12 protein-coding genes and 14 tRNA genes are annotated in these 17,102 nt (G+C 38.4%); 12 read left to right on the top strand and 14 right to left on the bottom strand.

What is annotated here, in order from left to right; all coding sequences use genetic code 11:
- Nucleotides 1-121: 121 nt before the first annotated feature.
- The 9 genes from PARC_RS11425 to PARC_RS11465 all read right to left on the bottom strand — a co-directional run bounded on the left by PARC_RS11425 (nt 122) and on the right by PARC_RS11465 (nt 11,392).
- On the bottom strand, nt 122-1,084 hold the full coding sequence (locus PARC_RS11425; RefSeq protein ID WP_010555334.1) for a class 1 fructose-bisphosphatase: 963 nt from the start codon (nt 1,082-1,084) through the stop codon (nt 122-124).
- Nucleotides 1,081-2,163 carry a class II fructose-bisphosphate aldolase gene (gene fbaA / locus PARC_RS11430; protein WP_007585332.1) on the bottom strand — a complete coding sequence of 361 codons (1,083 nt, stop codon included), beginning with the start codon at nt 2,161-2,163 and terminating at the stop codon, nt 1,081-1,083. The genes PARC_RS11425 and fbaA overlap by 4 nt, the downstream gene beginning before the upstream one ends.
- Nucleotides 2,164-2,177: 14 nt before the next feature.
- Nucleotides 2,178-2,795, bottom strand: a complete 618-nt coding sequence (eda, locus tag PARC_RS11435; RefSeq protein ID WP_007585331.1) for a bifunctional 4-hydroxy-2-oxoglutarate aldolase/2-dehydro-3-deoxy-phosphogluconate aldolase — start codon at nt 2,793-2,795, stop codon at nt 2,178-2,180.
- Nucleotides 2,796-3,223: 428 nt separating this feature from the next.
- Nucleotides 3,224-4,156, bottom strand: a complete 933-nt coding sequence (locus PARC_RS11440; protein ID WP_010555333.1) for a sugar kinase — start codon at nt 4,154-4,156, stop codon at nt 3,224-3,226.
- 74 nt (nt 4,157-4,230) lie between these two features.
- On the bottom strand, nt 4,231-5,538 hold the full coding sequence (locus PARC_RS11445) for an MFS transporter (RefSeq protein ID WP_007585328.1): 1,308 nt from the start codon (nt 5,536-5,538) through the stop codon (nt 4,231-4,233).
- 2 nt (nt 5,539-5,540) lie between these two features.
- Nucleotides 5,541-5,885 carry a cupin domain-containing protein gene (locus tag PARC_RS11450; protein WP_010555332.1) on the bottom strand — a complete coding sequence of 115 codons (345 nt, stop codon included), beginning with the start codon at nt 5,883-5,885 and terminating at the stop codon, nt 5,541-5,543.
- Between the two features lie 5 nt (nt 5,886-5,890).
- On the bottom strand, nt 5,891-8,101 hold the full coding sequence (locus PARC_RS11455) for a heparinase II/III domain-containing protein (RefSeq protein WP_010555331.1): 2,211 nt from the start codon (nt 8,099-8,101) through the stop codon (nt 5,891-5,893).
- Nucleotides 8,102-8,106: 5 nt separating this feature from the next.
- Complete coding sequence (locus PARC_RS11460; protein WP_010555330.1) at nt 8,107-10,365, bottom strand: polysaccharide lyase 6 family protein; 2,259 nt, start codon at nt 10,363-10,365, stop codon at nt 8,107-8,109.
- 148 nt (nt 10,366-10,513) lie between these two features.
- Entirely contained in the window at nt 10,514-11,392 is an 879-nt protein-coding gene (locus PARC_RS11465; RefSeq protein ID WP_007585320.1) for an NAD(P)-dependent oxidoreductase, read from the bottom strand.
- Between the two features lie 651 nt (nt 11,393-12,043).
- Here PARC_RS11465 and gloA point away from each other — a divergent pair.
- Entirely contained in the window at nt 12,044-12,445 is a 402-nt protein-coding gene (gene gloA, locus PARC_RS11470) for a lactoylglutathione lyase (protein WP_010555329.1), read from the top strand.
- A 284-nt stretch (nt 12,446-12,729) separates the two neighbouring features.
- Here gloA and PARC_RS11475 read toward each other — a convergent pair whose 3' ends face one another.
- On the bottom strand, nt 12,730-12,996 hold the full coding sequence (locus PARC_RS11475) for a DksA/TraR family C4-type zinc finger protein (RefSeq protein WP_010555328.1): 267 nt from the start codon (nt 12,994-12,996) through the stop codon (nt 12,730-12,732).
- Nucleotides 12,997-13,029: 33 nt separating this feature from the next.
- Here PARC_RS11475 and PARC_RS11480 point away from each other — a divergent pair, with 33 nt between their 5' ends.
- On the top strand, nt 13,030-13,251 hold the full coding sequence (locus PARC_RS11480) for a hypothetical protein (protein WP_148664657.1): 222 nt from the start codon (nt 13,030-13,032) through the stop codon (nt 13,249-13,251).
- Between the two features lie 32 nt (nt 13,252-13,283).
- Here the strand turns inward: PARC_RS11480 and PARC_RS11485 are convergent.
- From PARC_RS11485 to PARC_RS11500, 4 genes are all read right to left on the bottom strand, one after another.
- Nucleotides 13,284-13,359: transfer RNA gene (locus PARC_RS11485), tRNA-Glu, on the bottom strand.
- 181 nt (nt 13,360-13,540) lie between these two features.
- Nucleotides 13,541-13,616: transfer RNA gene (locus tag PARC_RS11490), tRNA-Glu, on the bottom strand.
- Nucleotides 13,617-13,760: 144 nt separating this feature from the next.
- A tRNA-Glu gene (locus PARC_RS11495) sits at nt 13,761-13,836 on the bottom strand.
- Nucleotides 13,837-13,873: 37 nt separating this feature from the next.
- Nucleotides 13,874-13,949, bottom strand: a tRNA-Ala gene (locus PARC_RS11500).
- Nucleotides 13,950-15,116: 1,167 nt separating this feature from the next.
- Between PARC_RS11500 and PARC_RS11505 the strand changes: the two genes are divergently transcribed.
- From PARC_RS11505 to PARC_RS11550, 10 genes are all read left to right on the top strand, one after another.
- Nucleotides 15,117-15,192: transfer RNA gene (locus PARC_RS11505), tRNA-Val, on the top strand.
- Between the two features lie 153 nt (nt 15,193-15,345).
- A tRNA-Val gene (locus PARC_RS11510) sits at nt 15,346-15,421 on the top strand.
- A gap of 160 nt (nt 15,422-15,581) precedes the next feature.
- Nucleotides 15,582-15,657 (top strand) — tRNA-Val (locus PARC_RS11515).
- 153 nt (nt 15,658-15,810) lie between these two features.
- Nucleotides 15,811-15,886 (top strand) — tRNA-Val (locus tag PARC_RS11520).
- A 49-nt stretch (nt 15,887-15,935) separates the two neighbouring features.
- Nucleotides 15,936-16,011, top strand: a tRNA-Val gene (locus PARC_RS11525).
- Nucleotides 16,012-16,043: 32 nt separating this feature from the next.
- A tRNA-Val gene (locus PARC_RS11530) sits at nt 16,044-16,119 on the top strand.
- Between the two features lie 146 nt (nt 16,120-16,265).
- Nucleotides 16,266-16,341 (top strand) — tRNA-Val (locus PARC_RS11535).
- A gap of 146 nt (nt 16,342-16,487) precedes the next feature.
- Nucleotides 16,488-16,563: transfer RNA gene (locus PARC_RS11540), tRNA-Val, on the top strand.
- A gap of 146 nt (nt 16,564-16,709) precedes the next feature.
- Nucleotides 16,710-16,785, top strand: a tRNA-Val gene (locus PARC_RS11545).
- A 61-nt stretch (nt 16,786-16,846) separates the two neighbouring features.
- Nucleotides 16,847-16,922: transfer RNA gene (locus PARC_RS11550), tRNA-Val, on the top strand.
- Nucleotides 16,923-17,102 lie beyond the last annotated feature (180 nt).

A 17,102-nucleotide genomic window follows, 5' to 3' on the forward strand; every position in this document is an offset into this window, starting at 1 on the left:
AGAAATTAGATTCTGATACCGATTGAGTAAGGGAAGTGGATATTAGGAATGCGTTAGATAAATTGTTAAAAAGTAGGGGTTATTATCTTGCCCCTACTTTATTTATATACTAAGTGATGCTTTATAAAATAGCGTTATTATAAAACTCTACAGGCTCATTTGAGCCCAAAGCAACAGGCACACGTTGATGCAAGCTAGTTGGCGCAATATCTAAAATACGCGTTCCTCTAGAGGTTGCTTTACCACCTGCGTTTTCAACTAAAAGCGCTAACGGGTTTGCTTCATAAAGCAGTCTTATTTTTCCGTTATCGTTACCACTGCGTTTATCTTGCGGATACAAAAATAACCCGCCTCGGCATAATATACGATGAACGTCGCCTACCATCGCTGCATTCCAACGCATTGAGCTTTTTTCAAAGCTTTCACAGGTGTAAAGCAATTTATCAAAATACACTTGTGTCGGTTCGTCCCAATAACGGTAGTTAGCCATATTAACGGCAAATTCACGACTCTGCTCTGGCACACTTAACTGCTTATTTGTCAGTAGATAACCGCCATGCGTTGAGTCTAATGTATAACAACGCGTTGGACCGCCAGTACTCATTACAAGTAATGATGAAGGGCCGTATAACACATAGCCTGCACATACTTGATTTACACCAGGCTGACTAAATTGCTCGTCGCTGTCGAAGGCAACATCATCACGGGCTAAGTAAATAGTAAATATAGTGCCTATTTGCCCATTAACATCAATATTAGAAGAGCCATCTAGTGGATCAAAAGCAACAATAAACTTACCTTCAGGGTGGCCACCTACCGCATGATCTTCTTCCTCTGATGCAACTGATCGAACGCTGCTGTCGTCAAGTAGGATGTCTTTAAGTAGTTGGTTTGCGATTACATCTAGCTTTTTTTGAACTTCACCTTGGATGTTTTCATTCAATGTTGAACCTAAAACACCGGCTAATTCACCTTGGCTTACTCGAAAAGCAATTTCTTTACTGGTCGCTAAAATTGTGCGAATAAGTAAAATAAGATCGGTATCTACACCGTCTTCTTTTAATACTGTATTTAGTCTTTTCATGCGCTATACCTATTTACACAATTTAGATCGTCAAAGCATTGCTCTAGTCTTGCAACCATACTTTGCTCTGAATGACGCAACCATACGCGAGGGTCATAGTATTTTTTGTTTGGCTTATCATCCCCATCAGGGTTACCAATTTGCTCTTGTAGGTATGCTTGGTTATCTTTGTAGTAGTCTAAAATACCTGTCCAACACGCCCATTGCGTATCGGTATCAATATTCATTTTAACTACACCATAGGTTAAAGACTCTGCAATTTTATCGTACTCAGAACCACTACCACCATGAAATACAAAGTTAATTGAGTTGCTTGGTAGATTAAATTTTTCTGATACGTAAGCTTGTGAATCTTTTAAAATAGTTGGTGTAAGAACAACGTTTCCTGGCTTATATACACCGTGAACATTGCCAAAAGACGCTGCAATTATAAAGTTAGGGCTAATACGACTTAAACGTTCGTAAGCAAATGCAACATCTTCAGGCTGAGTGTATAAAGAAGAGCTGTCTAGGTGTGAGTTATCAACACCGTCTTCTTCGCCGCCCGTGCAGCCAAGCTCAATTTCAAGCGTCATACCTATTTTTGCCATACGCGTTAAGTAACGTTCACAAATTTCGATATTTTCTTCTAAAGGCTCTTCTGACAAATCAATCATATGCGAGCTAAACAGTGGTTTGCCAGTCAGTTCAAAGTGTCTTTCACCTTCATCAAGCAAACCATCAATCCAAGGTAGTAGCTTTTTAGCTGCGTGATCAGTATGAAGCATCACTGCTACTTCATAATGTGCTGCCACTGAATGTACATATCTTGCAGCACTTACCGCCCCAAGCACTGCTGATTGTTGCTCCGGTAAAGATAAGCTTTTACCACAAAAAAATTGAGCTCCACCATTAGAAAGCTGAATAATAACGGGCGAGTTTTTCTTTTTAGCAGCTTCTAGCGTCGCATTTATAGATGTTGTACTAACAACATTTACCGCTGGCAACGCATATTGATTAGTACGCGCATGTTCATACACAGCACTTACTTCATCGCCAACGATTACGCCTGGCAGTATTGTTGGGGCTAAATAATTCATTTATGAAATCCTTTCTATTTTAAAGCCTGGATACAAGAATCAGTAATTGCTTGCCAATTTTCTTGTTCAACCCACTCTTTTTTCGCTATCCAAGTACCGCCAACGGCGAATACATTATTTAAAGAAAGATAGTCCATTTTGTTACTTTCGCTAACACCACCTGTAGGGCAAAAGCTGACTGCTCTAAATACTGACGACACAGCTGATACAAAAGGAGCGCCACCGGCAAGCGAAGCCGGGAATAATTTTTGCTCTTCAAAGCCATATTCAAGTGCCATTAAAATATCACCGGTGTTTGATACACCAGGAAGTACCGGCACATTACATTTAGCAAGTGCTGTAAGTAATGCAGGAGACACTGCTGGCGTTACAATAAAGTCAGAACCCGCTTCAAGTGCTTGCTCTAAAATGTCAGTATTTATGACTGTACCCGCACCGACTTTTAGCTCTGGCACTTGTGCCTTAATAGCTTTTAATGCTTCTAAAGAAGCCTCAGTTCTTAGTACTACTTCAACTAAAGTAAGGCCAGCGTTAGCCATAGCTTTCGCTATTTGAACACCTTGCTCTGGCGTATCAGCTTGAATTATAGGTAGCAGTGTTTGTCCTGACATAAGTTCAGAAAAGCGAGTCATAACGTTGTTCCTTTATAAAAAGTAATGCGGCCGAGGTATGGCGGCCTTTAATGTTTGATTAACCTGAACTCTAGATAATAAATCTATCTCAAGCAGCTATTTTCAGCGCTAACTGCGTTGAATTTACTTGCAATAGGCCCGCTATTGACGCGTAAATTCGCCTTGTTTTCACTGAAAATCTCTAGCTAGAGAAAATAATTTTAAATATCACCATGATTCAATATGTTAGTAAATCTCTTAACCAGAGTTCAGGTTAATTATTTTGTTATACCAATTGCATTAAATTAATGAGCTATTATAGCGACAAGAAAATAGCTCAATAACAAGGCTAAAATTATGATACATAGTTGTTCTATATAAATAATTTTTAACGTAGTTAGTGAGTTATTTAATACGCTAAGGTGATCATGTTTTTAATAAAATTGGTATCAGATACCAGCTTCAACCATTGCTAGCTGAAATATATCTTTTGGAGCAATAGCGCCTGGCTGTTGTATAACCGCACCTGCTGCTTTTGCTGCAAGTTGTACAGCACTTGAAATTGATTTATCAGATAAACGAGCACCTAAATAAACACCGTTAAAAGCATCGCCTGCTGATGTCGTATCTACAACATTCGTTACCGGTATTATAGTGTGGCTTTGAAGGGTATCGCCCTCTTTTGTCACTACCGATTCAGGGCCATTTTTAACAACAATTTCTTCAATTTGGTAAGGTTTTAAATATTCAACAACCGCTTCTACGCTATGAACGTCATAAAGTGTTGTTAAATCTTCAACGCCAGGTAGGGTAATATCTGCAAGCGTAAAGGCTAAATGATATTGCTCTTTAGTTTCCTCTACACTATTCCACAAACGCGCTCTGTAGTTAGGATCAAAAACTATTTTAACCCCAGCATCTTTGAGCTGCTCTACAACTTTCCAAAAATGCTCACGTGCACTTTCTTCAATTATTGCTAATGAAATTCCTGAAAAGAAAAACATATCACCTTGGCTAAGCTGCTCGAGTGCATCAGCATCTAAAAAATCAACAACCTTTTTAGCTGCAGAATCATTACGCCAATAAATAAAGCTACGCTCACCATGCTCATCGGTTTCTATGTAATACATGCCGGGTACTTTGGTATCGTGAGCAAATACGAGTTGTGTATTTATTTGTTCACTTTCAAAGCGTTCTAGCATTTTTTTACTTAAATTATCTTGACCTAAAGCCGTAACAACCGAAGTAGTAACCTGCGGGAAGCAACGTTTTAAATACACTGCAGAATTATAAACATCGCCTGCAAATGATTGGTGTAGTGTGGCTGCGCTCATAGCTCTAAGCTCGACCATGCATTCACCGATAAAGTAAATATTTTTCATCTTGGAAGTTACCCTATGTAGTTAACTGCTATGCGCTTATACAAAACATATTGGCATAGCAGTTATTATCTAGATTATTGAGGCTTTTTAAGAGGTTCTATTTTTGGAATTAAAATCCAAACAGCTGCCATTGCTATAATGGCTAAAGAAGCACCAATAACAAATGCTGGCGTATAGTTACCATCAGCAGTAAGAATAGGCACAAGCGATGTAAGGCCTACAGCACCAAGTTTTGCCGCCATACCAGAGAAACCTGATAATGTACCTACAGCTTTTTTGCCTAACAAATCACTTGGTAGTGTTTGCACGTTACCAATTGCAGTTTGAAAACCAAATAATATAACAGCCATAATTAGTACCGCTGTCGTTGGTCCGCCTGGATTTGCCATTGCAAGTAACGCAGGTAACATAATTAAACAGCCCAGCGTTATAGTTAGCTTACGTGTTTTATCTGTATTCCAACCGGCTTTGAGTCGGTTTTGAGCTAATAAGCCACCAAACCAAGCACCAAACATAGCGCCAACATAAGGTACCCAACCATATATACCAATAGACTTAACATCCATGCCGTATACTTCGTTTAGGTAAATAGGTATCCAAAAAACAAATAACCACCAAATAGGGTCAATTGCAGCAGAGGCAATAATTACACCCCAGCTTTGCTTACGAGAAAGTAACTCAGCAGTTGAAGGATTATATTCTTCTTCGTCTTCACCTGTTACATCGCCATTATCATCAACACGTCTTTGACCTGTTAAGATATATTCACGTTCTTCGGCAGTAAGCCAAGGATGAGAGCTAGGCGGCGCTTTAACTAAAATTAACCAAGGCACTAACCAAAGAAAACCTAATACGCCCACAAAAACAAACACCATTTGCCAGCTAAAGTAGATAGTTAAATAAGCAATTAAAGGAATAGCAATAATACCGCCAATAGCAGCGCCAGAGTTAAAAATACCCTGTGCTAAGGCACGCTCTTTAGTAGGAAACCATTCAGCATTACCTTTAGCTGCACCCGGCCAGTTACCGGCTTCTGCTACACCTAAAATTGCGCGAAAAATACTAAGGCTAAGTACACCTTGTGCAAATGCATGCGCAACTGTTGCAATAGACCAAACACCTATCGATAAAACAAAACCGAAGCGTGTGCCTACCCAGTCAAATATTTTACCAAATATGGCCTGACCAAATGCATAAGCAAATACAAACACAATAGAAATATTAGCGTATATTTGTTTGCGTTCTAGCGCTGATTCATCAGGAAATAAATCTTCAACAATGTCCGGCCAAAGCACACTAAGTGCTTGGCGGTCGATATAGTTAATAATGGTAGCTAGCGCTATTAGCGCTATAACCCACCAACGTAAGCCTTTAAGTTGCATAATTAGTCCTCAAGAAAGTCTTCACGCGCTGGGCTAAAAGTATCAATCAGGATTCCGCCTGTTGGGCAGGTAGCTCCATGATCTGCAAATGGTGGGATTAAGCAGCTATCACCCGGTTTTAAGATTTTAGTTACGCCATCAATGTTAAAGTGAAACTCACCTTCAACAACATACGTTACTTGAGAATGTCTGTGAGCATGGTTATAACCAATAGCCCCTTTCTCAAACCAAATTTTAACAGCCATTAGCTCTTCGTTATAACCTAGCATTTGACGTTTTAGACCATTTCCTAAATCTTCAACTTCGGTCTCGTTACCAAATGAAAAGTTTGCGCTTTGCTTTTGCATCCTATTTACTCCTGATTATTGTTCATCATATAAACGGCTAATCGGCCATTTAAAGTGAACTCTTTATTTTGATAATTGAATGTGTTTTTAGCTGAGGTTGGTGCTTTATTAATAGCCACTAAATATGACTTGCCTTTAATATCAAGTTCAACAAGTGTTAAATCGCCCTGCTGACTATATTCAAGCTTTGTAACTCTACTAACAGCTTCTAACGTATATTCTTTACTTGGATTGTATTCACCGTGAGGCTCTAATACAGATATAAATTTATGATGCTTTTGACCCTCAACACGACGAATAAAACCGTTTTCGTTGCGTAAGTTAAAATCAGGGTCGTTTGCGCCTATTTGAGTAAACAAAAAAGACTCATCACCTTTAACCAAACTCGTTTGCGTATAAAAGCGACCATTTTCGTTTAACCACGTTACTTTAGCTAAACCACTTTGAGGTTGCGCTTGAGCTTTAAGCCATAGATGCTGGTAGCCATTTTTAGTACCTAATGCAGACAGTTGTGTTGCATTCGCTTTTAGCTCAAAGCTGGTATCTATAAGCTGACCTTTATAATGCAAAGGCAAATCAAGCTGATGTGCTTTATTTGCTGCAACATCAAATATATCAAGTGCAACTGTGCTTTGTAGTTCAGGTAAGTTAATAAGTGCAAGCGTACGCTCAAGATCAACGCCTTTATAAGCTGTGCTTATTTCGCCGCTTGAAACCGTGCCGTATTCATTCGTTTCGAAAAAGTTAAGTGTAGGGTAATTACTATTTCCTACTTCAACATTTGCATTAAAATGCGTTGTTTCGTCAACCACTACCGTATTGTGCGCAACAGTGTGTTTAGCGTAAGTTTCGTTTTCAGGTAAATAACGACCGCCGTATTTAGCTTCTACATTTAAAAAACGGGCAGCGCCATAATCAGATACAATTTCATTACCGTGGTCGTAAAACTGCCATGTTAGTTTATCAAAATGACCGTGACCTAAGCCTTGTGCAGCAGGTTTAAATAGCAGTGCTTGATCGCCACCTACCTGCGTTCTCATTACAACTAGAGCACCTTGTTTACCGTCATTACCATCGCCGAAGGCAACAGATTTAAACGAATAAGGTTTTGCCATGTTGTTATCAAGTGCTTGAGCTACTTTTAGTCCATCACCAGAGAGAATTATTTGGTCTTGTTGCTTAGCAATATCTAAATAACCCGCATCGTTGGTTAAGCCATATGCTGCCGTTACACCATTAACTAACTCAATGGTATCAATACCTTTACTTTTTATTGCATCGTTAATTGGGAAAAACAAACCGTTGTAGCTAAGTTGAATCGTCGTATCAATCGCTTTTAATAATATGCCATCGCGATATTCAAAGATTTTTCGTTGTGGTTCGTTGTTTTCAATCGCTTTAGCAAACGTAACAAAGGGTAATAGTGCAAAGCGTTGATAGTAAGGACCTTCGTTATAGTAACCTTGTGGTGAAAACAGCATCTCTAGCTGCTTAATAAAGCCACCTTTACCCGACTTTTCTAAATCGTATAATGATTTTTCTACCCACTCAGGTTCACCTAATACATACCCTGCCATGCCAACACCCGCTGTTGCCCATGTTCCATGGTTATGTACTTTATTAAATGTAGAGGGTTGGCCTACTGATGTGAACAACGAAACAGGACGTAGTAAGTCATCCTCGATTGTTTTAATGTTATCGGCATTTAACGAGTCATGAATTAGATCATAAGCTTGTATTGTGTACACAAGCCACATTGCTTCATTTAGGCTTTGCCAAAAAAACTTACCTGGATTTTGCGAGTCCATTTTACGTTTTGGATGCAGACCAAGCGTTGGGTATAATTTTGCATACTCAAGCAACATATCACGCACGTAATTTGCATATTTATCATCTTGGCTTAGTTGATAAATGATGCCTGCGTTATACATAAGCTGATAATTTTTTTTGTGGCGTTCATGTGTATAACCACCACCACCATCTTTTGGTACAGGTACCGCAATTGGTTGAGCTATTTGTTCGTCTACTTGCGCTTTTAATAGCTCAAACGCAGTAGAAAATTTACCTTCGCTGCCTATTGCTTGGCGCATATGACTTACGTCATCAGTAGTAATTACTAAGTTTGGGTGCGCTGCATGCGCACCCAATGATGTAAGTAATGTAAGTGCTGCTACAGCCGCTATTTTAAAACCTGTTTGGCATTTTAATAAGTACATAGTATTTACCCTGCCTTATTTAAAATGTTGTTATTTTTTAATACTGCTGTATGTGGGCCTTTAACTCTTAACTCTTTAACACTTGGTGCTTTAGTTGCATCAAATGTATTACCTGAGATTTCAGTTTTAGGCTCGCCTACTGTGTGCTCTACAACAATAGGAGCAGATTTAACAAATTTATTATCTTTGATATTAGTAACCTGAACACCGTGAACATAAATGCTCGCTTGCTCTTTGTTACGCTTACCAAGGCCAACGTTATTAAGCGTGTTATTTGTCATTTCAAAATGAGGGCCAAATGTACTTTCATCAGTACCACCACGGTAAAGCTTAAGTACACCGCCTTCTACATCATTAAATGTATTATTATTTACAATAACGTATTCCGCGTTATAAACACCTAAGTCTTCAATTTCAGTATTTAGACGTAAAATGTCACCTGTTACTGTATTAAAGGTATTACCTGTAACAATAATTTCGTCAGCCATTGCACCTTTACCAGTGATAAAGAAATGGAATGAATGATTAATATCTAAAGCATTTAACTCTGAGTTGGTCATTACAAAGCGGTAATTATCAACCATACCCCATTTTTGCGTACGAACAATGCTGTTACCTATTGCATCTGGCGCGTTTTCACCTGAAATAGATAAACCATCTAGTTTTAAGCTGCCGCCATCATGTATTTCAAACAAGGTAGAGCGTTGAAAAGTAAGTTTAGACTTTGTGTTCTGCTTTGCTTTAATTGTCAACGTTTTATCAATTTTAACCAGTTTAGAAACATCATACTGGCCAGGCGCTAGTTCTAGAACATCACCCGACTCTGCATTATCTATAGCGTCTAGTAATGCACTTACATCAGCTTTAACAGAATGTGTCTTACCAGAATCAAAATCAACTAAAGCAGGTACTTTTGCATACCAGCTAACACCGGTATCTTCTTTTTTAAGTACTTTTAAATCGCGCTTTGCACCTACATTTAAACTTTTAGATGTTGGGTAAAGTAGACCATTACTTGCTTTTTTAAGCGTGATTTTTTCTTTTTTTACACCGTACGTTAGCTCAGAAAGTACTTTTGTATCAGCAATGTTGTTACTTAGTACCAGCCCGCTTACATCATCAAATGTTGTAAATGGCTGTTCACCATCTTGATTTATGATTAAGTTGTTTTTCATTACGCTATCTTTAGGTGCAGCGCTACGCTCAGCATCGCTACCAGCGGCAAGTTGAATATGACGCACATTTATAAATGTGTTGTTTTCAATTGTCGCATTTTCAACTTGGTGATAACGATTTATAGATGAATTTGGTACGCCGTTCATCACAGTAAAGCCACTGCCAAAACGATACCCTGTTAGACCTTGTAGGTAGTTATTTCTTACAATTTGGTCTTTATTGATAACGCGAATACCACCTGTGTGGTCAACACCATTACCAATAAAAATATTTTCTTCTATAAGGTTACCGTTACCATGGCGCAGCGTTAATGTACCGCGCGCTTCATAAAATACGTTATTACGAAGAATGTTTTTGCCTGACTTAACCGAAACAATTTCTACTTCACCATTGGTGCGTTCAAAATAGTTATTTTCTACCAATGTATGTGAATCAGTTAATGAGTAATGGCTGGTGCCAACACGCAGGGTTTCACCACCGTTCGAACCAAAAGTTGGACGGTAGCCAAAATAGTTGTTGTCTATGCGGTGATAGTTTTCCTGACTTGCTTGAGTGTTTAAACGAACAGCAACTGTCACACCTTTATTTCGTTTGCCAACTAAATGACTATGATCAAAGCGGTTATGTTGTCCATATAATGCAACCCAATAATCAGACTCTCGTTTGTCTGGATTACTGTAATTATCGATTACTGTTTGAGTAACTCGTGAATTGTAGGCTAATTCATTTTTATTTTTACGAAACTCTATTACAGCTGAGCTCGGTGTGTAGCCGTCTTTAAATACTAAACCTGAGGCTTCAAGGTATTTACCTGCAAGTCTTAGATTCGATTGACCCGATAAAATTACTTTACCGTTAGTTTCAGCGGTCAATAAAATAGGAGAGTTTTTTGTACCTTGGCCTTCAAGTAGGATTTCGAAGTCAGACCAAGTACCATTTTTAAGTACTACTTTGTCGCCAGCAACTAGATTAGCTGCGATATCATTAAAAGCTTGTTTACTTTCTACAAAATAATCTTTGGCCGCTATTTGTGTGGATATGCAACCGATGAGAACTAGACTAAGCTTTATTGTGTTAATCAAACGCATAGTTAACTCTTTTTCGTTGTGACTGAAAGTAGTGCTTCATCAGAATTTAAAAAAGCTGACATTGCACAAAGACTTTAGTCAATTGGTGTCATGTGTGTTAAAGCGCCTTAAGCCAAAAGCTTAAAGCGCTCAATAAGGTCGAGAAGTATTACTTTTCTAGCTTTTTGAAGTAATCAAAAATTTCAGGAACGTTACCTTGACCCATACCAGCGTCAAACGCTGCTTGTAGGTTAGCTGATGAACCTTCAGCGATTTTTGATTCAGTACCTAGGTCTTCTACCATTTGTAGGAAGTAGCCTAAATCTTTGTTTGCATTAGCAATCGAGAAACCAAGGTCGCTAACATTATCAACTGCATAGTTTTTACAAAATTGCATAAACGGTGAATTAGATGGACCAGTCGACATGATGTCAAAAAGTTGTTGACGGTCAACACCAGCAAGCTCTGCAACTGCAAATGCTTGTGACATAGCACATACTGTAGTCATGCCCATGAAGTTGTTGATAAGCTTAGTTGTATGACCTGCACCTAGCTCGCCAAGATGGAAAACGTTTTCACCTTGATCTTCTAGTACTGGTTTAACTTTATTGAATGTATCAATATCGCCTGCAGCCATGATGTTTAAAAGGCCGTCTTTAGCATGTGCTGGTGTACGACCAAGAGGAGCATCAATCATGCCTGCGCCTTTAGCTGCTAAATCAGCACCAATTTTTTTAGTAGATGATGGAATAGAAGTACCAAAATCAACTAGTACTGCACCTTCTTTAATACCCGCTAGGATACCGTCTTCTGCATAAATGATTTTTTCTACAACGGCAGAAGTTGTAAGACAAAACATAACAATATCTGAACCTTCAGCTAGCTCTTTAGCAGTGCTTGCTGTTTTTGCGCCTCTAGCGACACATGCTGCAACCGCATCTTTGCTAAGGTCCATAACAATTAGCTCATAGCCTTTGTTTTGTAAATTTTCGGCCATGTTGCCGCCCATTAAGCCTAAGCCGATGAAACCGATGACTGGTTTTGACATGAATAACTCCTAAATATGTGGCGCATACTTTTATAAGAACAAGTAAAATCTACTTTAAAATACGCTGTGTCTTTGTTTCAATTTGTAGAGTAACTTTAAGCTTGAGTTATTTATAAATTAACCTGTGCAAAACGTAACTCTGATTAATTACCAATACATTGTATTCACTCAAACCAAGCAACTTACCAATTGGTATGCAAAAACTGTATTACCATACGCCTTTTTTGTCAACCAATAAGTTAACCAAGTAAATCCCATATTTTTACAAATTACATACAAATAAATTTAATATCAATTAAAAACAAACAGTTAGATATCAAAAACCCAATCAGGCATAGGTTAACTTTTGTTGAACAATCAGTAACTTTTTTTATACTAATAGGTTGACCAATAATTGAGTGTTCTTTATTTAAATATGCAAAATTCAATAAAATGGTTCATTAATTGGTAATTTACAATTGATGTTATTGGTAAAATTATAAGGATCATACGTCAACAGCTTCCAACTCTAAATGGTATTGAGGTTGTGATTTGTACGTAACGCCTACATATATGGCTAATACATATAAAAACCACAAAATGCGCTTACGCTTAATAATAGCGCTTAGTTAAATATACTGAACTTTGAAAAATCACTAAAGGAACTGAATAATGCGTTTATTACATACTATGCTGCGTGTAGCGGATTTAGACAAATCAATTGCTTTTTATACTGAAGTATTAGGTATGAAAGAATTACGCAGAGCTGATAACAGTGAATACAGATACACTCTTGCCTTTATTGGATATGGCGACGAAGCAGATAATACAGTATTAGAGTTAACTTATAACTGGGACGAGGATAGCTACGACCTGGGTAATGCTTATGGCCATATAGCCATTGAATTTGATGATATTTACAAAACATGTGCTGATATTAAAGCAGCCGGTGGTAATGTTAGTCGTGAACCTGGACCAGTAAAAGGCGGCACTACTGAAATTGCTTTTGTAAAAGACCCTGATGGTTATTCAATAGAACTTATTCAGAAAAAAGATGACATGAGTAAATTTTAAATTACTTAACAACTAGTTCAAGTTATAACAATTTGCTTAATGCCAATCTGCTTATATATGGGGTCTATTTAACGTTAAGAAAATTACGCTAGGACTAGGCAATAATTTTTGTATCTAGTTGTTCTAAATAAAAAATTTTTAACGACGTTATAGTGCAATTTAATTCGTTAAATTGATCAAAGATTTATGCTGGTTGGTATAACTATGGAGGGGTTTAATTTTATATATTGTTCAAATATTTATGCAGGTTGGTATTAAATAAAAAGGTGCTTTTCAGCACCTTTTTAACGCAACTGACTATCTTTACTGCCACGTCTATTAAACGATTTAGCGCTAGCACCATTACCTTCAATTGCAGCTTGGCATACAACACAGTAGCGCACTCCTGGTAACGCAAGCCTTCGTGCTTGTGGGATTTTCTCATCGCACTCATCACATAACTCTGCACTTGCGCCAGATATTAAATTGCTTCTTGCATACTGTACGGCGTCATTAACACTCGCATCAATTTGATCTTGAATTGCACCGTCTCGTGCCCATCCACTTGCCATAAATCCTCCTAATAAAGTTGGATGTTTAAATTTATGCTACCAAATCGAATCTTTATAAGTACTGAAGATTTTTGGATTTTTGGATTTTTGGATTTTTGGATTTTTGGATTTTTGGATTTTTGGATTTTTGGATTTTTGGATTTTTGGATTTTTGGATTTTTGGATTTTTGGATTTTTGGATTTTTGGATTTTTGGATTTTTGGATTTTTGGATTTTTGGATTTTTGGATTTTTGGATTTTTGGATTTTATCTTAATAACACTACACTTCACTATTAAAAATAGTAAGTGGCGTCCCCAAGGGGATTCGAACCCCTGTTACCGCCGTGAAAGGGCGGTGTCCTAGGCCTCTAGACGATGGGGACACATAAATGTGTCACTAGGACAACTGAATTTTTAAACTCGTTTCAGGCGAGCTTTCTTAATAACACTTCACTTTCCTATTAAAATAAGTAAGTGGCATCCCCAAGAGATTAGTACTCTTGATAACGTCGTGCATAGAGAGTGCGGTGTCACACTGCTTTACACAATACTTAAAATAGTAAGTGGCGTCCCCAAGGGGATTCGAACCCCTGTTACCGCCGTGAAAGGGCGGTGTCCTAGGCCTCTAGACGATGGGGACACATAAATGTGTCACTAGGACAGTTGATAAGTTTAACTCACATCATGAGCTTTAAGGTAATTGCGTTTAATACAAGTAAAGACTCGAGCTTTAATTGTGACGCTATTTTCTCGGTAAAACCGCCTTTAACTAATAAAAGTTAAGTGGCGTCCCCAAGGGGATTCGAACCCCTGTTACCGCCGTGAAAGGGCGGTGTCCTAGGCCTCTAGACGATGGGGACACAGAAAACTGCTACCCTAGGACAAAACACTAATTTTTGGTGGAGCCATGCGGGATCGAACCGCAGACCTCTTCACTGCCAGCGAAGCGCTCTCCCAGCTGAGCTATGGCCCCAACTTAATCAATACCCGTCGTGATAAACACATCGTGTATCGCTTAGTGCGGGGCGCATTCTATGCACCACCCAAAATAAAGTCAACAGTTTTTTACCTAGCTTTATTTAAATGGTTTAATTTTCAACAAACTGGCTATCAAGCGTGCTAAAAAATACAATTTGAATAAGATTCTAGCCCTACTGCTTATAATAACATCACTATATCGCAGCGAATACTTAACAACACCCTACTCCCCTATTTAATGCAACAAAATTGCATCAAAGCAAAGGTATACATTTATATGCAAATTGAACTTATCTAAAAACTACCAATTAAGGCCCCGCCAATCGCCTTAATCTTTTAAAAGTTACAATTGCTTATAATAACCAAAACTTAAATGTGGATTTGAGAGTACCCGCAGCCTTTACTTGCTTATTAACCAGCGTCACTCGTACTAAAAACTCGATTATTGTTTGAAGAACATTTTTTAAAGAGCATTGTAGCTTCGTAATTCTATCTACAAAACTTTAGGGCGTGCTGATCTTTGGTGGGTGAATTTTCAGCAGTATGTTTGGTTTTTAGGCAAGGCAGAGCCTATGTAGTGTGGTTATTCCCCATGAATAGGCGATTATTCCGCATAAATACCAAACATGCGCTGCCCTTTGGGTTCAATCCACAAAGGTCAACACGCCCTAGTTATATGTGATCTATTTAGTCTTAATCCGAAGGCTATTAGTGAAGTATGAGTATTTACGATTTGGCTAGGTTGGCTTATAAAAATAAAGTAAGTACAAAAATAGAGTTTAGAATGCTGAAAATAGCATTTGTTTTGGGAAGTTTAGATTAAATTCATTTTTAAAGGACCGCTCTATTCACTAAATAACTCGCCCTAATATTAATCCATCTTGCTCATAATCATAAAAACGACTCCAGTAAAAAAACAATAAGTATCGTGAAGCTAAATTTAAGATTAATAAAATACGATTCCCTACTCACTTTTAGGAGCTTATTTGGTGCTTAATTGAACTGCAATATCAAATTTGATGATAAAATAGACTTCAACCATATCCTATTGTTTATAAAACCTTCATTCAGCACATTTTTATCATTCAAGTGTTGACACATTTTCAACTCTATCTATAATAGCGCCCCACAACAACGCAGCAATGCAATGTTGTTTAGATGTGGGTGATTAGCTCAGTTGGGAGAGCATCGCCCTTACAAGGCGAGGGTCACTGGTTCAAGTCCAGTATCACCCACCACTTTTTAATTAAAGTGTTCACATCTAAATTCTATATGGGTCCTAAGCTCAATTAGAAAATAGAGAGCATTACCGCTACTTACAAGTAACGGCGAAGTTCACTGGTTAAAGTCCAGTACTATTTATTTTAATAGTAGCGTTTTAATTTATATGTGGGTGATTAGCTCAGTTGGGAGAGCATCGCCCTTACAAGGCGAGGGTCACTGGTTCAAGTCCAGTATCACCCACCACATATAAAACCTATTATTATATAATAGTCGTGTTTTAAAATTGTAATATGGGTCGTTAGCTCAGTTACAAGAAAAGAGAGCATCACCGCCTTTTATAAAAGATGGCGAAGTTCACTGGTTAAAGTCCAGTACTATCTATATAGGTAGTAGCATGTAATATGGGTCGTTAGCTCAGTTGGGAGAGCATCGCCCTTACAAGGCGAGGGTCACTGGTTCAAGTCCAGTACGACCCACCATTCTTAGAATGGTGCATATTACAAGAAAATCTAAATGGGTCGTTAGCTCAGTTAGAAAAAAGAGAACATTACCGCTATTTACAAGTAACGGCGAGGTTCACTGGTTAAAGTCCAGTACTATTTATTTCAATAGTAGCGTTTTAATTTATATGTGGGTGATTAGCTCAGTTGGGAGAGCATCGCCCTTACAAGGCGAGGGTCACTGGTTCAAGTCCAGTATCACCCACCACATATAAAGCCTATTATTATGTTAATAGTCGCGTTTTAAAATTTAATATGGGTCGTTAGCTCAGTTGGGAGAGCATCGCCCTTACAAGGCGAGGGTCACTGGTTCAAGTCCAGTACGACCCACCATTCCTAGAATGGTGCATATTAAAATGTAATTTGGGTGATTAGCTCAGTTGGGAGAGCATCGCCCTTACAAGGCGAGGGTCACTGGTTCAAGTCCAGTACGACCCACCATTCTTAGAATGGTGCATATTACAAGAAAATCTAAATGGGTCGTTAGCTCAGTTAGAAAAAAGAGAACATTACCGCTATTTACAAGTAACGGCGAGGTTCACTGGTTAAAGTCCAGTACTATCTATATAGGTAGTAGCATGTAATATGGGTCGTTAGCTCAGTTGGGAGAGCATCGCCCTTACAAGGCGAGGGTCACTGGTTCAAGTCCAGTACGACCCACCATTCTTAGAATGGTGCATATTACAAGAAAATCTAAATGGGTCGTTAGCTCAGTTAGAAAAAAGAGAACATTACCGCTATTTACAAGTAACGGCGAGGTTCACTGGTTAAAGTCCAGTACTATCTATATAGGTAGTAGCATGTAATATGGGTCGTTAGCTCAGTTGGGAGAGCATCGCCCTTACAAGGCGAGGGTCACTGGTTCAAGTCCAGTACGACCCACCATTCTTAGAATGGTGCATATTACAAGAAAATCTAAATGGGTCGTTAGCTCAGTTAGAAAAAAGAGAACATTACCGCTATTTACAAGTAACGGCGAGGTTCACTGGTTAAAGTCCAGTACTATCTATATAGGTAGTAGCATGTAATATGGGTCGTTAGCTCAGTTGGGAGAGCATCGCCCTTACAAGGCGAGGGTCACTGGTTCAAGTCCAGTATCACCCACCAAATTACATCAAGCGGTTAATTGATAGCAAAGAATTAAATAACAGGCATACCTATTATATGTGGGTGATTAGCTCAGTTGGGAGAGCATCGCCCTTACAAGGCGAGGGTCACTGGTTCAAGTCCAGTATCACCCACCACATATAAACACCATCAGACAACCTCTCTAGTAATAACTCTTTCTTCGCATATTAAATACATTTAAGAACTTTATAAAAACTCAATATATAAATTGTATGTAATTAATTTAGCCGTAAGAAAAAGAGCATCGCCACCCTTTCAAATAATGGCGAGGGTCACTGGTTCAAGTCCAGTATCAC

The sequence above is a fragment of the Pseudoalteromonas arctica A 37-1-2 genome (assembly GCF_000238395.3).
GTDB classification, from domain to species: Bacteria; Pseudomonadota; Gammaproteobacteria; order Enterobacterales; family Alteromonadaceae; genus Pseudoalteromonas; species Pseudoalteromonas arctica.

Bases quoted from the DNA above. Each gene is read 5' to 3' on its own strand.
- PARC_RS11475 (WP_010555328.1), bottom strand. From the start codon at position 12,996: ATGGCAAGTGGATGGGCACGAGACGGTGCAATTCAAGATCAAATTGAT.
- PARC_RS11440 (WP_010555333.1), bottom strand. From the start codon at position 4,156: ATGAAAAATATTTACTTTATCGGTGAATGCATGGTCGAGCTTAGAGCT.
- PARC_RS11425 (WP_010555334.1), bottom strand. From the start codon at position 1,084: ATGAAAAGACTAAATACAGTATTAAAAGAAGACGGTGTAGATACCGAT.
- PARC_RS11445 (WP_007585328.1), bottom strand. From the start codon at position 5,538: ATGCAACTTAAAGGCTTACGTTGGTGGGTTATAGCGCTAATAGCGCTA.
- PARC_RS11480 (WP_148664657.1), top strand. From the start codon at position 13,030: ATGCTACCAAATCGAATCTTTATAAGTACTGAAGATTTTTGGATTTTT.
- fbaA (WP_007585332.1), bottom strand. From the start codon at position 2,163: ATGAATTATTTAGCCCCAACAATACTGCCAGGCGTAATCGTTGGCGAT.
- PARC_RS11450 (WP_010555332.1), bottom strand. From the start codon at position 5,885: ATGCAAAAGCAAAGCGCAAACTTTTCATTTGGTAACGAGACCGAAGTT.
- PARC_RS11465 (WP_007585320.1), bottom strand. From the start codon at position 11,392: ATGTCAAAACCAGTCATCGGTTTCATCGGCTTAGGCTTAATGGGCGGC.
- eda (WP_007585331.1), bottom strand. From the start codon at position 2,795: ATGACTCGCTTTTCTGAACTTATGTCAGGACAAACACTGCTACCTATA.
- PARC_RS11460 (WP_010555330.1), bottom strand. From the start codon at position 10,365: ATGCGTTTGATTAACACAATAAAGCTTAGTCTAGTTCTCATCGGTTGC.
- PARC_RS11455 (WP_010555331.1), bottom strand. From the start codon at position 8,101: ATGTACTTATTAAAATGCCAAACAGGTTTTAAAATAGCGGCTGTAGCA.
- gloA (WP_010555329.1), top strand. From the start codon at position 12,044: ATGCGTTTATTACATACTATGCTGCGTGTAGCGGATTTAGACAAATCA.